Source organism: Mycolicibacterium smegmatis (assembly GCF_001457595.1).
GTDB classification, from domain to species: Bacteria; Actinomycetota; Actinomycetes; order Mycobacteriales; family Mycobacteriaceae; genus Mycobacterium; species Mycobacterium smegmatis.
The window spans coordinates 5,287,104-5,301,676 of record NZ_LN831039.1 but is presented as its reverse complement, the minus strand read 5'-3'; the positions used below and the strand labels follow the sequence as shown (position 1 = coordinate 5,301,676).

Here is a 14,573-nt window from a genome sequence, read left to right as displayed (position 1 = left end):
CCGCATGCCGGAGCCGCTGATCATCCCCATCCTCGGCCATGCGCCGCAACTCGATCCCGAATCGTTCGTGGCGCCCAATGCCAGTGTGATCGGCCAGGTTTCGCTGGCCGCACGCGCCAGCGTCTGGTACGGCGCGACGTTGCGCGCCGAGTCCGAGCCCATCGAGATCGGTGAGGGCAGCAACATCCAGGACGGCGTCACCGTGCACGTCGACCCCGGCTTCCCGTGCCGCCTCGGCACCGGCGTGACGGTCGGCCACAACGTGGTGCTGCACGGCTGCACCGTCGAGGACGACAGCCTGATCGGCATGGGCGCGGTGGTGCTCAACGGCGCCGTGATCGGCGCCGGTTCGCTGGTGGCCGCGGGTGCGGTGGTGCCGCAGGGCATGGTGGTGCCGCCGCGTTCGCTCGTGGCGGGCGTGCCGGGCAAGGTGCGACGCGAGATGAGCGACGACGAGGTCGAGCACAACCGCTTCAACGCCAAGGCCTACGTGCACCTCATCGATCTGCACCGACAGGCGGGTTGAGCCGCGCGAAGCCGTCCTGGCGGTAGTAGGGGAAGTGCGGGTAGGGCGCTTCGCGTGAGCTGACGCGCTCGAGGCGTGCGACCTGGTCGTCGTCGAGTCGCCACCCGACCGCGCCGAGGTTTTCGCGCAGTTGGTGCTCGTCGCGCGCGCCGATGATCACCGACGACACGGTGGGTCGGCGCAGCAGCCAGTTCAGCGCGATCTGCGCGACGCTGCGGCCGGTTTCGGCCGCGACGGCGTCGAGTTCGTCGACCACGGCGTACAGCAGGTCCTCGTCGACGGGTGGCCCGGCGGCAGCGGTCGCGTGGAGTCTGCTGCGTTGCGGCAACGGCGTATCGCGCCGGATCCGCCCGGTGAGCCTGCCCCAGCCCAGCGGGCTCCACACGAGTGCGCCGACGCCCTCGGCCGCCGCCAGCGGCATCAGCTCCCACTCGTAGTCGCGGCCGATCAGCGAGTAGTACACCTGGTGCGCAACGTATCTCGTGCGGCCGTGCCTCTCGGCCAGCGAAAGCGATTTCATCAGTTGCCAACCGGAGAAGTTCGACACCCCGGTGTAGCGCACCTTGCCCTGTTCGACCAGCGTGTCGAGGGTGTGCAGCACCTCGTCGATCGGGGTGTAAGCGTCATAGGCGTGCAACTGGAACAGGTCGATGCGGTCGGTCTGCAGTCGCCTCAGCGCGGTGTCCACGGCGCGCAACAGCCGTGACCGCGATGTGCCCCAGTCGTCGGGTGCGGTGGGCAGAGCGGCCTTGGTCGAGATGAGGACGCGGTCGCGGCGACCGCGTAGCGCCGCGCCGAGCACCTCCTCCGACGCGCCGTCGGAGTAGACGTCGGCGGTGTCGAACAGTGTGACGCCCGCGTCGAGGCACATGTCCACCATCGCCCTGGCGGCGTCGACACCGGTGTCGCCCCACGCGCCGAAGAAGTCTCCCGACCCTCCGAAAGTGGCTGCGCCGAAACTCAGTTCGGAGACCACCAGGCCGGAATCGCCCACTCTGCGGTATTCCATCATCACTCCTTAACGAAACTGTATTCCCGATAACGGACGATAACACTAACGGGACGAAGTTCCTATTAAGATGGGCGGGTGGCTGGTGAACGACCCGGCGGGCGCACCGCCGCTGTGCGGCGGGCGGTGCTCTCGGCCGCAGAGGATCTGCTGATCGAGGCCGGGTTCGACGGTCTTGAGCTCACCGTGGTCGCCGAACGGGCCGGCGTGGGGAAGTCAACCGTGTACCGCCGGTGGGGGACCGTCCCGGCGCTCGTCGCCGACCTGCTGACCGATATGGCCGAACAGTCGCTGCCCCGTGCGGACACCGGATCACTGCGCGGCGATCTGCAGGCCAATGCCCGGTTGGTGCGCCGCACGCTCGCGGACGCGCGGCAGGGCCGGTTGTTCAAGGCCATGATCGCCGCGGCCACGTGCGATCCGCGCACAGCCGAGGCGCTCGAGGACTTCTATGCGCGCCGCATCGTGGAGTGGTCAGGGTGTGTGACCGACGCCATAGCGCGCGGCGAGGCGCCGGCGGGAACCGACGCCGCGGCGGCAATTCGCCAGGTGTCGGCCCCGCTGTACTACCAATTCCTCACGAGCACAAAGCGCCTCACGACCGCTGACGCGGACCGTGCGGCGGACGCGGCGGTTGCCGCGATCGATGCGGGGGTATACACGGCGCGTGGATAGGACCCCAGCATGCGGATGATGGTGACCGGCGCGACCGGATATGTCGGCTCGAGGCTGGTCACGGCGCTGCTGGCGCATGATCACGACGTCGTGGTGGCAAGCCGCAACACGGCCAGGCTGACCGACTTCGGGTGGTTTCCCGACGTGAGCGCCGTACGGCTCGACGCGGGCGACGCCGACTCGGTACGTGACGCGTTCGGCAAGGCAGGCGACATCGACGTCGTCTACTACCTGCTGCACGGCATCGGTGAACCCGGCTTCCGTGAGGCCGACAACCGCGCCGCGACCAACCTCGCCACGGCCGCACGTGACGCCGGGGTCCAGCGCGTCGTCTACCTCGGCGGGTTCGTCCCCGACGACGACACGTTGTCCGATCACCTGGCGGGCCGTGCCGAGGTGGCCCATGCTCTGAGTGTGGACGGCGGCCCCGAGGTGGTGTGGCTTGGCGCGGCGATGATCATCGGCGCGGGGTCGACGTCGTTCGAGATCCTGCGGTACGTGGCCGACCGTTTCCCGGTGATGCCGCTGCCGTCGTGGCTGTCGAACCCCATGGATCCCATCTCGATCCGCGACGTGCTGCACTATCTGGTGGCCGCGGCCGACACCGATAAGGTGCCCGCCGGGGCATATGACATCTGTGGGCCCGAGACCACCACCTACCGTGGGGTTTTGGCGGCGTACTCCCGCTTGGCGGGCAAGCGGCGTTTCGGCGTGCCCGTGTGCGGCGTGGCCACCGGTCTTGCTTCCCGCGTGTCCGCGGTGGCGCTGCCCGTGCCGGACGGTCTGACCGCGGATCTCACGGTATCCCTTGAATATCCGATGACCGCCGATGGTGACGGCATCCGCCACGTGGTGCCGGACCCGCCGGGCGGTCTGCTCGGCGTCGACGACGCGATCCGGCGGGCACTTGCGGGCGGGCGCCGCAAACCCGTCAACATGCTGCCGGATCCGCACCACCTCGCCGACACCGATCCGGTGTGGGCCGGCGGCGACCCGGCACGCCTGCGGCAGTTGGCCGGCGCGGTACTGCCATCGGTCACCCGTCCGGCACTCGCGTTGCTTGGTCTGTTGCCCGGCCCGGTGGCAGGCGCGGTGCGCACAGGGCTCGACACGATGATCGGGCTGGTGCCCAAGGGGGCGCGGTGACCCGGTTCATCCAGCAGGCACGTGAGCCGGAGGTGTGTCACGAAGCGCCCGAACAGATCCGGCGCCGACGCATCGTCGTCTCGGTGTTCCTGCTCATCGGGGCGGGACTGCTCGGATACTCGCTGACCCGCTCGCCCGGCGACGGCTCGTTCCTGTGGCTGACGCTGGTGCTGGCCGCGGTGTGGGCCGTCGGCGCGTTCGTGTCCGGTCCCTTGCACCTGGGGTACCTGCATGTCCGTGGGCGGGACCGGCGCCCCGCGCTTGCCGGTGCCGTCGTCGGTATCACGCTCGCGGGTGTGTTCGTCGTCGGCGCCCTCATTGCCCGCGAGATCCCCGGCATCCGTGAATTCATCACGCGTGTACTGGAATTCAGCAATACCGGGCCGCTGGCGTTGATCGTGTTCATCACCGTCATCAACGGCGTCGCCGAGGAACTGTTCTTCCGCGGTGCGCTGTACTCCGCGCTCGGGAAGTTCTACCCGGTGGTGGTGTCGACGCTGATCTACATCGTGACCACGATGGCCTCGGGCAACCCCATGCTGGGGTTCGCGGCCATCATCCTGGGCGCGGTGTGCGCCATGGAACGCCGCGTTACCGGGGGTGTGCTCGCACCGATGCTCACCCATTTCTTCTGGGGTCTGGCGATGGTGCTCGCACTCCCGCCGATCTTCGGCGTGTAGACGTCACAGCAGTGGGTTCGCCACCTCGTCACGGTGCATGCGCGCCGCGGTGAACGCCACGGCCGCGATCGCCACGGGCACCAGACCCGCCGTCGCGAAGATCACCTCCATCGAGACCACCTTCGACAGCGGACCCACGATCGCGAATGACAACGGCATGAACGCCAGCGATACGAAGAAGTCCAGGCTCGACACGCGGCCCAGCATCTCGGTGGGCACACGCCGTTGCAGCAGCGTTCCCCAGATCACCATGCCAGCGCCGTCGGTGACGCCGATGACGAACGTCGCAGCGGCCATCAGCGGGAACGACGATGTATATCCCACGATCACAAGGGGAATCGAGCCGAGACCCCACATCAGCATCATGGTCGTGAGATAGCGGCGCGGCATGCGCCGCGACGACACCGTCAGCGCGCCCATCGCACTGCCGATACCGAAGAACGCCAGGATGAAACCGTAGGCGCGGGCGCCGTCGGCGAAGCGGTCCTGTGCGATGAACGGCAGCAGCACCTCGATGGGTCCCAGCACGACGAGCACGAACATGCTCGCGAACAGCACGGTCCACAGCAGCCACGGTGTCTTCAGGACGAAGGCGAAACCTTCACGCAGGTCCCGCAATACGTGCGGGCGCTCATGGTGCTCGGAGGCGGGCTGGGCGGGCGGACGGGTCGCGACCAGCAGCGCCAGGCCGAGCGCGAACAGCACCGCCACCACGACCGCGCCGATCGACGGCATCGTTGCACCGATGACCATGCCGGCCACCGCGGGGCCCACCGAACGCTGGAACACCGGGCGTACCACGCCCTCGACACCGTTGGCGGCCAGCAGCTGTTCGGGCGGCAGGATGCGCGGCAGGATCGCGCTGTAGGCCGGGAAGAAGAACGCCGCCGCGATGCCGAGAATGCCTGCGGCAACGGCCATGTGCCAGATCTTCAGCACGCCCAGCAGGGCCAGCGCGGAGATCACCGCGACCGTGACGAAGTTGACCACCTCGACGGCAATGATGATGGTGCGCTGGTTGATCCGGTCCGCGGTGATGCCGCCGACGAGGACGAACGCGACCAGGCCGACACCGAGGCACGTCGCGACCAGCGACAGTGACGCCGGATCGTTGTCGATCGCGATCACCTGCAGCGCCATGACCACCGACCACATGCCCTCGGCGAAGATCGACAGCGTGACCGCGGCGATCAGCAGGCGGTACTCGCGGATCCGGAACGGTGCGAGTACGCGCCAGCCTGCGACCGGACGCGGGGAGCGCACCGGTTCTTCGATGTCATGTTGCGTACTCACAACATTTGATGGTCCCAACCTGCGGCGGCCGAGTCCAATGAATTACGCCCGGGTGGTTGTCGGTGCCCTGGCCGATCATCGGGCCATGACAGACACCGAACCGCAGTGGACGTACCGCGCGCAGTGGTCCCCGGAATACCGCGAATACTTCGGCCTGTGCCTGGAGTTCCCGACGCTGTGCGCGCGGGCGTTCACCGCGCACGAGGCCGTCGAACGTGCGCAGCGCCTCGTCGAGCAGAAGGTCGCCGACAGGCTCGCGGCTGACATGGATCTACCGCAGCCACTGACCGACCGGCGCTACAGCGGCAGCTTCATGGTGCGCACCTCACCCATTCTGCACGCCAAGCTCATGGTCGAAGCCGCCGAACAGCGGGTGTCGCTGAACCAGTGGGTGGTGCAGAAATTGGCAGCGCGTCCGATGGTGTCGTTTGACGACTACTAGGTGTCGGGTGTTGCTTGTGAACCCTGATATCGCGGGTGATATCGGGTTTGGGAAGTGAGTGTGGATGGGGGGAGGGGCCGCCCCGACCCGACCTCCGGTCGGTCCCCACTCATGCACGAACCCTGATATCGCATGCGATATCAGGGTTCGAGAGCGACCGGGTACGCCCTACTGGTCCGTGAACTCCGGGCGCCGGTTCTGCTGGAACGCCTGCGCGCCTTCACGGAAGTCGTTGGCCACCAACAACTCCAGCTGTCCCTCGCGCTCACGCGCGATCGCGTCGTCCAGCTCGGTGAGCGTCGCTTCGTTGATCGCCTGCTTGGTCTTGCGCAGCGCGACAGCGGGCCCGTTGCGCAGCTTCGCCAGCACCTTGTCGACGGCCGCGTCGAACTCGTCGGCCGGGTACACGGCGCTGATCAGGCCCCAGTCGTAGGCGTCGGTGGCGGTCAGCCGGTCGGCCAGCAGCGCCAGCCGCATCGCGCGGATGCGGCCGATGGCCGCCGCGACCAGCGCCGACGCGCCGCCGTCGGGCATCAGGCCGATCTTGGTGAACGCCAGCAGGAAGAACGCCTGATCCGACGCGAGCACGATGTCGCACGCCAACGCGAGCGACACGCCGACGCCTGCGGCCGGCCCGTGCACCACGGCGACAACGGGTTTCGGCAGCGCCACGATCGCAGCGACGGCGCGGTTGGCGGCATCGAGCACGGCCGCGGCGTCGTGACCCTTGGCGTTCTGGTCTTCCTCGCTGATGCCGGCACCCGAGCTGAACCCGCGGCCGGCGCCACCGAGGCGCACGACGCGCACAGCCGGATCGGTCGCGGCGACCTCCATGGCGTCGGCGACCGCGTTGAGCATGTCCCGGTTGAGCGAGTTGAGGCTGTCGGGGCGGTTGAGCGTCACCGCCAGAACACCGTCGGTGAGGGATACCGAAACGTCGTCGATGCTGGGGTAATCGCGGGTCACGGTCTCGGCACTGGCATCGGTGGAAGTCATCTGTGCACCTTAGGTCCGGCAGGCGATCCACCTGCTCCGGCGGGGCCGGCTATGGCCATGGCCGACCGAGAAGGTTATACAAGTAAGCTATGTCGGCGGTCAACTGATCTACACGCGAAGGGGCGTTTGAGCATGGCAGGACCACTGCAAGGTTTGCGGGTTGTCGAGTTGGCCGGTATCGGCCCCGGCCCGCACGCGGCGATGATTCTGGGCGATCTGGGCGCTGACGTCGTGCGCATCGAGCGCCCGGGCAAGGGCGGTGGGGTCCCCGCGGGTGACCGTGACGCGATGCTGCGCAACCGCCGTTCGGTGGTGGCCGACCTGAAGGCGCCCGAAGGTCGTGACCTGGTGCTGCAGCTGGTCGCCAAGGCCGACGTGCTGATCGAGGGCTACCGGCCCGGGGTCACCGAACGCCTGGGCCTGGGACCCGAGGACTGCGCCAAGGTCAACGAACGGCTGATCTACGCGCGCATGACCGGCTGGGGCCAGGACGGCCCGCGCGCTCTGCAGGCCGGCCACGACATCAACTACATCTCGCTCAACGGCACGCTGCACGCGGTCGGGCGCAAAGGCGGGCGCCCGGTGCCGCCGCTGAACCTCGCAGGCGACTTCGGTGGCGGGTCGATGTTCCTGCTGGTCGGCATCCTCTCGGCGCTGTACGAACGGCAGGCCTCGGGCAAGGGCCAGGTCATCGACGCCGCGATGGTCGACGGCTCGGCCGTGCTCATGGAGATGATGTGGAGCTTCCGCGCCAACGGCATGTGGTCGGACGAGCGCGGCACCAACATGCTCGACACGGGTGCGCCGTACTACGACACCTACGAGACCGCCGACGGCAAGTACATTGCGGTCGGCGCGATCGAACCGCAGTTCTACGCCGAACTGCTCAAGGGTCTGGGCCTCGACGGGGCCGATCTGCCTGCGCAGAACGACATCTCCCGCTGGCCCGAACTGCGCGAGGCGTTCGCCAAGGCGTTCGCGGCGCACGACCGGGCGCACTGGACCAAGGTCTTCGAGGGCACCGACGCATGTACGACGCCGGTGCTGTCGTTCGCCGAGGTGCTCGACGAGCCGCATGTGGCCGAGCGCAACACCTTCTACGACGACGAAGGCAACCTGCAGCCCATGCCCGCACCGCGGTTCTCGCGCACGCAGCCGGGTCGGCCGACGCCGCCGCCGCAGCGTGGCGCCGACACTGAGGCCGTGCTGCGCGACTGGAGTTAGTCCCAACCACCCATTGGTCGGCACAGGGCCGGCCGGAAAGGAATGCGGTAAGTGGAGATCAAAGACGCGGTAGCCGTCGTCACCGGCGGCGCATCCGGCCTGGGCCTGGCCACCACCAAGCGGCTGCTCGACGCGGGCGCGCAGGTCGTGGTGATCGACCTCAAGGGTGAAGAGGTCGTCGCCGAGCTCGGCGATCGCGCAAAGTTCGTCGCGACCGACGTGACCGACGAGGCCGGTGTCACCGAGGCGCTGAACGTGGCCGAGTCGCTGGGCCCGGTGCGCATCAACGTCAACTGCGCCGGTATCGGCAACGCGATCAAGACGCTGAGCAAGAACGGCCCCTTCCCGCTCGACGGGTTCCGCAAGGTCGTCGAGGTCAACCTGATCGGCACGTTCAACGTGATCCGCCTGAGCGCGGAGCGCATCGCCAAGACCGAGCCCATCGGGCCCAACGGCGAAGAGCGCGGCGTCATCATCAACACCGCCTCGGTCGCGGCGTTCGACGGCCAGATCGGCCAGGCCGCGTACTCGGCGTCCAAGGGCGGCGTGGTCGGCATGACCCTGCCGATCGCGCGCGACCTCTCGCGTGAGCTGATCCGCGTCGTCACCATCGCGCCGGGTCTGTTCAAGACGCCGCTTCTGGGCTCGCTGCCCGAGGAGGCGCAGAAGTCCCTCGGCGCCCAGGTGCCGCATCCGGCGCGGCTGGGTGATCCCGACGAGTACGGCGCGCTCGCGCAGCACATCATCGAGAACCCGATGCTCAACGGCGAGGTGATCCGTCTCGACGGCGCCATCCGCATGGCACCGCGATGAGACGGAGGAGACTCACATGGCGTTGACGACGAAGTTCACCGAGGCTTTCGGGGTCACCCACCCGATCGCCCAGGGCGGTATGCAGTGGGTCGGTCGCGCGGAACTGGTTGCGGCCGTGGCCAATGCGGGCGCACTGGGGTTCATCACGGCGCTGACGCAGCCGACGCCGGCGGACCTGGCCAACGAGATCGCGCGCTGCCGGGACCTGACCGACAAACCGTTCGGTGTGAACCTGACGATCCTGCCGTCGATCAACCCGCCGCCTTATGACGAGTACCGCCAGGTGATCGTCGACTCGGGCGTGAAGATCGTGGAGACGGCGGGCTCCAACCCGGCGCCGCACCTGCCGATGTTCCACGACAACGGCATCAAGGTGCTGCACAAGTGCACCTCGGTGCGCCACGCGGTCAAGGCCCAGAGCCTGGGCGTGGACGGCATCAGCATCGACGGGTTCGAATGCGCCGGTCATCCCGGCGAGGACGACATCCCGGGCCTGGTGTTGATCCCGGCGGCCGCCGACAAGATCGAGATCCCGATGATCGCCTCGGGCGGTTTCGCCGACGGTCGCGGTCTGGCGGCGGCGCTGGCGTTGGGTGCCGACGGCATCAACATGGGGTCGCGGTTCATGTGCACGGTGGAGTCCTCGATCCACCAGAACGTCAAGGAAGCGATCGTTGCCGGCGACGAGCGTGGCACCGAGCTGATCTTCCGCACGCTGCACAACACCGCACGCGTGGCGTCGAACAAGGTCTCGCGCGAGGTGGTGGAGATCCTCAACAAGGGCGGCCAGTTCGAGGACGTCAAGGATCTGGTGGCCGGTGTGCGCGGCCGTAAGGTGTTCGAGAACGGTGACGTCGATGCCGGAATCTGGACCGTGGGCACCGCGATGGGCCTGATCGACGACATCCCGACCGTCCAGGACCTGGTCACCCGCATCGTGCGCGACGCCGAAGTGCTGATCAGCGGACGTCTGCTCAACATGATCAGCGCGGACGAGCCGGACGCCGAGAAAGAAACAGTCCCCGCGTAGCGCAGGGACTGATTCGAAAGCAGGTCAGGGAGTGTGCCCGCGTGCGGGCAAACTCAAACCGGGAAACGCGCGCCGCGAGGCGCGCGTTTTCTCATACCGCGGTAGGCAGTTGCTGGAAGTCGTCAAACTGCTCCGAGGTGTCACCCTCGACGAGAACATCGCCGTGGTAAAGAGCCTCGAAGTCGACCTTGATGACATCGGCACTGGTGTCGTCGATCCACATGACTCTGAGCGTATGGGTCACTATTAAGGAATCTTTGAGTCACGATTCGGAATATGGTGGCAATCCTACTTTTGGGTAGGTTTCCGGCAGGTAGCTAACCGTCGTCAGCCCTGAGGAGCGCTGAAGTGGATCGGGTTGACGCCGTTGAGCGCCATCCAGGTCAGGATCGCCACCGCGACGCCCGCGACCAGCAGTCCGACCGCGATGGGCCTGGGCACCGTGCTGCGGCCGAACACCCGGTGATCCACCGACCAACGTCCGGAGCCGGTGAACAGCAGGGTTGCCGCGCCGAACGCCACGAGGAACGGGACGTTGAACGGCATCGCCCAGACCACGTCGGTCGAGACGTTCACGGCCCACGCGTCGACCATCGCCCCGATCACGGCGCACGCCGCCAGCGGGGTCAGGACTCCGAGTAGCAGGCCGAGTCCGCCGAGGGTCTCGGCGGTGGTGACCATGAGGGCGGCGAACGTCGGCAGGCTCCAGCCGCCGCTTTCCATGAACCCCACGGTGGTGCCGAAGTCGGCGGCCTTGATCAGGCCGGCCTGCAGCATCGTCGCGCCCAGTGCCAGGCGCAGGATGAACAGGCCCGTGTCGGCCATCGACCGGGCGGACGGCGTGGCGCCCGACGACAGGCTTGTTTTCTCCAGGGAATTCGCGGTCATGACTACTGGACCCTTCGCACGTCGAGAACTAATCGCGGGGGACAACCTGTGAGCAGCCCGAGAGATTCCCGGGAGAGTCCCAGAAGAACACTGTGAACCCGCCAGGGGTGAACCGGCAAGGGATTTCGATCGTGTCTATCTGCGAAGTCGGCGTTGACGACCTCAACTTATCGTTGTTAACTTAACGACGGTAATCTACGTTGTGGGAGGAGCGCACGTGCTGCAACGAATCGCAACCACGGCGATTGCCGCACCGCGCCGCATCCTCGTGGTGGCCGCGCTCGTGATGATCGCCGCGGGCATCTTCGGCATCCCGGTGGCAAACAAGCTGTCGGCAGGTGGATTCCAGGACCCCACGGCCGAATCCGCACGTGCGACACAACTGCTGGCCGACAAGTTCCACCGCGGCGACATGCAACTCGTCATCGCCGTCACCGCTGAGGCCCCCGGAGACCGCGCCGACGGTGAGCGGGCCCGTGAGGTCGGCACCGAGATCGTCTCGAAACTCAAGGCGTCGCCGTACGTCACCGAGGTCACCTCGGCCTGGACCGCGCCGCCCTCGGCGGCGCCCGCGCTGATGAGCAAGGACGCCCGGACCGGTTTGATCGTGGCCGGCCTCAACGGGGGGGAGAACGGCGCACAACAGCACGCCAAGGAACTCACCGATCAGCTCGTGCGCGATCACGACGGTGTGCGGGTGCGCGCAGGCGGCGAGGCCATGATCTACGTGCAGATCAACGGGCAGAGCGAAAAAGACCTGCTGATGATGGAATCCATCGCGATCCCGCTGAGCTTCGTCGTGCTGGTGTGGGTGTTCGGCGGACTGCTGGCCGCGGCGCTGCCGCTCGCGGTCGGAGGCTTCGCGATCCTCGGATCCCTCGCGGTGCTGCGCCTGTTCACGATGGTCACCGACGTGTCGATCTTCGCGCTCAACCTCACGGTCGCAATGGGTCTGGCGCTGGCGATCGACTACACGCTGTTGATCATCAGCCGGTTCCGCGACGAGCTGGCCGAGGGTGCCGACCGCGAGAACGCACTGGTGCGCACCATGATGACCGCTGGGCGCACCGTGCTGTTCTCGGCGATGACGGTCGCGCTGTCGATGGTCGCGATGGTGCTGTTCCCGATGTACTTCCTCAAGTCGTTCGCGTACGCGGGCATCGCCGTGGTGGCGCTCGCGGCCACGGCCGCCATCGTGCTCACACCGGCCGCGATCGTGCTGCTCGGCGACCGGCTCGACGCCTACGACGTACGCCGGTTCTTTCGGCGCGTGTTCGGGCGGCCCGAACCGGAACCCAAACCCGTCGAGCAGGGCTTCTGGTACCGCACCGCCAAGGCCGCGATGCGCCGAGCCGTGCCGATCGGCGTCGGGATCATCGCGCTGCTGGTGCTTCTCGGGGTGCCGTTCACCGGGATCAAGTGGGGCTTCCCCGATGACCGCGTGCTGCCGCAGAGCGCATCGGCGCGCCAGATCGGCGACGAGATGCGCACCAACTTCGCCGTCGACTCGGCGACGAGCGTCACCGTGGTGCTCCCCGACGCCACCACGGTGGCCCCCGCCGAGATCGACCGGTACGCCGCACGGCTGTCCCAGGTCGCCGACGTCTCGTCGGTGTCGGCGCCCGGCGGCACCTACGTCCAGGGCCGCCACGTGGGTCCGCCGTCGGCGGCCACCGGCATCGGCGACGGCAGCGCGTTTCTCACCGTGGGCAGCGACGCACCGTTGTTCAGCGACGCCTCGGAGGCGCAACTCGACGCGCTGCACGCCGTGGCCGCGCCCGCCGAGGTCCAGTTCACCGGTGTCGCGCAGGTCAACCGGGACAGCTCTCAGGCGATCACGTCCCGGCTGCCGCTGGTGCTGGGCATCATCGCGGGCATCACGTTCGTCCTGCTGTTCCTGCTGACCGGCAGCGTCGTGCTGCCGCTGAAAGCGTTGGTGCTCAACGTGTTGTCGCTGTCGGCCGCGTTCGGCGCGCTGGTGTGGATCTTCCAGGACGGCCACCTCGGCGCGCTGGGCACCACGCCGACCGGCACGCTCGTCGCCAACCTGCCGGTGTTGTTGTTCTGCATCGCCTTCGGCCTGTCGATGGACTACGAGGTGTTCCTGGTCTCGCGGATCCGGGAGTTCTGGCTGCAGTCGGATCAGTCCCGCGCGGCCAACGAGGAGAGCGTCGCACTCGGGCTCGCCCACACCGGCCGCGTGATCACGGCCGCCGCGCTGCTGATGTCCATCTCGTTCGCGGCGCTGATCGCCGCGCAGGTCGCATTCATGCGCATGTTCGGCCTGGGTCTCACCCTCGCGGTGCTCGTCGACGCGACCCTGGTGCGGATGCTGCTGGTCCCGGCCTTCATGCGCGTCATGGGCAAGTGGAACTGGTGGGCGCCCGCACCGCTCGCGCGCCTGCACGGGCGCATCGGGTTCAGCGAGTCCGGCCTGCCGCCCGACCCTAAACCGCAGCCGGCGTCCGCCGGCGTGACGCAGAGTGGGTAGCGTGCCGACACCGAACCCGCATGCGGGCGCGAACTCGCCGTGCCCGATCAAGCGCCGGCGTGCCCGCCGCGGCTCCGGCGAGCTGTTGCGTGAGGAGATCCTCGACGCCACCACCGATCTGCTGCTGGAAACCGGCCACGCCAAAGATGTCTCGATCCGCGCCGTGGCCAAACGGGTCGGGGTGACACCACCGTCGATCTATCTGCACTTCGCCGACAAGGACGCCCTGCTGGATGCGGTGTGCGCGCGGTACTTCGAGAAACTCGACCAGCAGATGCAGCGCGTGGCGGCGGGCCAGCCGTCGACCATCGACGTGCTGCGCGCCCAGGGGCTGGCCTACGTGGAGTTCGCGACCCAGACCCCCGAGCTGTACCGGCTGGCCACGATGGCCGAGGGCCGCCCCGGCAGCGACGTCGACATCACCTTGAACAGTTCGGCGTTCCGGCACATGCGCGCGACGATCGAGAAGCTGATGGACGAGGGGATCTACCCGCCCGGTGACGCCACCACCTGGGCGCTGGAATTGTGGACCGCCGCGCACGGTGTGGCCGCGATGCTGATCGCCAAGCCGTATCTGCCGTGGGGAGATACGCACGAGTTCGCCGATCGGGTTCTGCGCGCGGTCTGTTCGGGCCACATCGTGTCGGGCATCATCGGCAACGACGTGACACCCAGTGAGGCCGTCGCACGACTGAAAGGACTTGCCGATGCCCCCAACTGACGCGGCACAGCCCGAACCCGTCGACAACCCGTTCTTCGCGTGGCTGTGGAAGACGCTGTCGACACACGAGACCGAGTCGGTGCGCCGCATGCGCGCGGAGAACCTCGCCGGGCTGAGCGGACGCGTGCTCGAGGTGGGCGCGGGCACCGGCACCAACTTCGAGTTCTATCCGTCCACGGTCGACGAGGTCGTGGCCATCGAACCCGAACGCAGGCTCGCCGACGTGGCGCGTCAGGCCGCGGCGAAGGCGCCGGTGCCGGTCTCGGTCACCGGCGACACCATCGAAACCTTTGCCAGCGCACAGCCGTTCGACGCAGTGGTGTGCTCGTTGGTGCTGTGTTCGGTTGACGACCCGGAACAGGTTGTCGGACAGCTGTATTCACTGTTGCGCCCGGGCGGTGAGCTGCGCTACCTGGAGCATGTGGCGGGCACGGGCTTCCAGGCCCGGCTGCAGCGCCTGGCCGACGCGACCGTGTGGCCGAAGCTGTTCGGCGGCTGCCACACGCACCGTCACACCGAGCAGGTCATCGCGTCCAGCGGGTTCGGCGTGCGGGGGCGCCGACGCGAGCAGGTCCTGCCGGCGTGGGTGCCGGTGCCCACCACGGAGTTCGCGATCGGCCGGGCGGTGCGGCCCTAGAG

Annotated in this window: 16 protein-coding genes; 11 read left to right on the top strand and 5 right to left on the bottom strand. The window is 67.9% G+C overall.

Annotation, left to right across the window (positions count from 1 at the left end; translation table 11 throughout):
• Nucleotides 1-4: 4 nt before the first annotated feature.
• Nucleotides 5-526 carry a gamma carbonic anhydrase family protein gene (locus tag AT701_RS25375; RefSeq protein WP_011730372.1) on the top strand — a complete coding sequence of 174 codons (522 nt, stop codon included), beginning with the start codon at nucleotides 5-7 and terminating at the stop codon, nucleotides 524-526.
• Here the strand turns inward: AT701_RS25375 and AT701_RS25370 are convergent.
• On the bottom strand, nucleotides 498-1,535 hold the full coding sequence (locus AT701_RS25370) for an aldo/keto reductase (protein WP_058127725.1): 1,038 nt from the start codon (nucleotides 1,533-1,535) through the stop codon (nucleotides 498-500). The genes AT701_RS25375 and AT701_RS25370 overlap by 29 nt on opposite strands.
• 78 nt (nucleotides 1,536-1,613) lie before the next feature.
• Between AT701_RS25370 and AT701_RS25365 the strand changes: the two genes are divergently transcribed.
• Genes AT701_RS25365 through AT701_RS25355 form a run of 3 tightly spaced genes read left to right on the top strand, consistent with a single transcriptional unit; the run spans nucleotide 1,614 to nucleotide 4,036 of the window.
• Nucleotides 1,614-2,210, top strand: coding sequence for a TetR/AcrR family transcriptional regulator (locus AT701_RS25365; protein ID WP_058126841.1), 597 nt, complete (start codon nucleotides 1,614-1,616; stop codon nucleotides 2,208-2,210).
• A gap of 9 nt (nucleotides 2,211-2,219) precedes the next feature.
• The gene (locus tag AT701_RS25360) at nucleotides 2,220-3,356 is read left to right on the top strand and encodes an NAD(P)H-binding protein (protein WP_058126840.1); all 1,137 of its coding nucleotides are present in this window, start codon (nucleotides 2,220-2,222) and stop codon (nucleotides 3,354-3,356) included.
• Entirely contained in the window at nucleotides 3,353-4,036 is a 684-nt protein-coding gene (locus AT701_RS25355; RefSeq protein ID WP_011730369.1) for a CPBP family intramembrane glutamic endopeptidase, read from the top strand. Before AT701_RS25360 ends, AT701_RS25355 begins: the two co-directional genes overlap by 4 nt.
• A gap of 3 nt (nucleotides 4,037-4,039) precedes the next feature.
• On the opposite strand, the gene tet(V) is transcribed toward AT701_RS25355, so the two are convergent.
• Nucleotides 4,040-5,299 carry a tetracycline efflux MFS transporter Tet(V) gene (gene tet(V), locus AT701_RS25350; protein WP_003896589.1) on the bottom strand — a complete coding sequence of 420 codons (1,260 nt, stop codon included), beginning with the start codon at nucleotides 5,297-5,299 and terminating at the stop codon, nucleotides 4,040-4,042.
• A gap of 115 nt (nucleotides 5,300-5,414) precedes the next feature.
• Between tet(V) and AT701_RS25345 the strand changes: the two genes are divergently transcribed.
• A complete protein-coding gene (locus AT701_RS25345) occupies nucleotides 5,415-5,771 on the top strand; it encodes a type II toxin-antitoxin system HicB family antitoxin (RefSeq protein WP_223495755.1) in 357 nt (118 codons plus the stop codon).
• 168 nt (nucleotides 5,772-5,939) lie between these two features.
• On the opposite strand, the gene AT701_RS25340 is transcribed toward AT701_RS25345, so the two are convergent.
• Complete coding sequence (locus tag AT701_RS25340; RefSeq protein WP_058126839.1) at nucleotides 5,940-6,767, bottom strand: enoyl-CoA hydratase; 828 nt, start codon at nucleotides 6,765-6,767, stop codon at nucleotides 5,940-5,942.
• A gap of 132 nt (nucleotides 6,768-6,899) precedes the next feature.
• Between AT701_RS25340 and AT701_RS25335 the strand changes: the two genes are divergently transcribed.
• Genes AT701_RS25335 through AT701_RS25325 form a run of 3 tightly spaced genes read left to right on the top strand, consistent with a single transcriptional unit; the run spans nucleotide 6,900 to nucleotide 9,834 of the window.
• Nucleotides 6,900-7,991, top strand: coding sequence for a CaiB/BaiF CoA transferase family protein (locus AT701_RS25335; RefSeq protein ID WP_011730368.1), 1,092 nt, complete (start codon nucleotides 6,900-6,902; stop codon nucleotides 7,989-7,991).
• 51 nt (nucleotides 7,992-8,042) lie between these two features.
• A complete protein-coding gene (locus AT701_RS25330; protein ID WP_003896585.1) occupies nucleotides 8,043-8,804 on the top strand; it encodes a 3-hydroxyacyl-CoA dehydrogenase in 762 nt (253 codons plus the stop codon).
• A gap of 16 nt (nucleotides 8,805-8,820) precedes the next feature.
• Nucleotides 8,821-9,834 (top strand): NAD(P)H-dependent flavin oxidoreductase, encoded by a 1,014-nt coding sequence (locus AT701_RS25325; protein ID WP_011730367.1) that lies wholly within the window; start codon nucleotides 8,821-8,823, stop codon nucleotides 9,832-9,834.
• 91 nt (nucleotides 9,835-9,925) lie between these two features.
• Here AT701_RS25325 and AT701_RS35970 read toward each other — a convergent pair whose 3' ends face one another.
• A complete protein-coding gene (locus AT701_RS35970) occupies nucleotides 9,926-10,057 on the bottom strand; it encodes a hypothetical protein (protein WP_011730366.1) in 132 nt (43 codons plus the stop codon).
• A 104-nt stretch (nucleotides 10,058-10,161) separates the two neighbouring features.
• The gene (locus AT701_RS25315; protein WP_058126838.1) at nucleotides 10,162-10,722 is read right to left on the bottom strand and encodes a DoxX family protein; all 561 of its coding nucleotides are present in this window, start codon (nucleotides 10,720-10,722) and stop codon (nucleotides 10,162-10,164) included.
• Nucleotides 10,723-10,939: 217 nt separating this feature from the next.
• Here AT701_RS25315 and AT701_RS25310 point away from each other — a divergent pair, with 217 nt between their 5' ends.
• The 3 genes from AT701_RS25310 to AT701_RS25300 are packed head-to-tail and all read left to right on the top strand — an operon-like array spanning nucleotide 10,940 to nucleotide 14,571.
• Nucleotides 10,940-13,213, top strand: coding sequence for an MMPL family transporter (locus AT701_RS25310; RefSeq protein WP_058126837.1), 2,274 nt, complete (start codon nucleotides 10,940-10,942; stop codon nucleotides 13,211-13,213).
• Nucleotide 13,214: 1 nt separating this feature from the next.
• The gene (locus AT701_RS25305; RefSeq protein WP_058126836.1) at nucleotides 13,215-13,934 is read left to right on the top strand and encodes a TetR/AcrR family transcriptional regulator; all 720 of its coding nucleotides are present in this window, start codon (nucleotides 13,215-13,217) and stop codon (nucleotides 13,932-13,934) included.
• On the top strand, nucleotides 13,921-14,571 hold the full coding sequence (locus AT701_RS25300; protein WP_011730362.1) for a class I SAM-dependent methyltransferase: 651 nt from the start codon (nucleotides 13,921-13,923) through the stop codon (nucleotides 14,569-14,571). Before AT701_RS25305 ends, AT701_RS25300 begins: the two co-directional genes overlap by 14 nt.
• Nucleotides 14,572-14,573 lie beyond the last annotated feature (2 nt).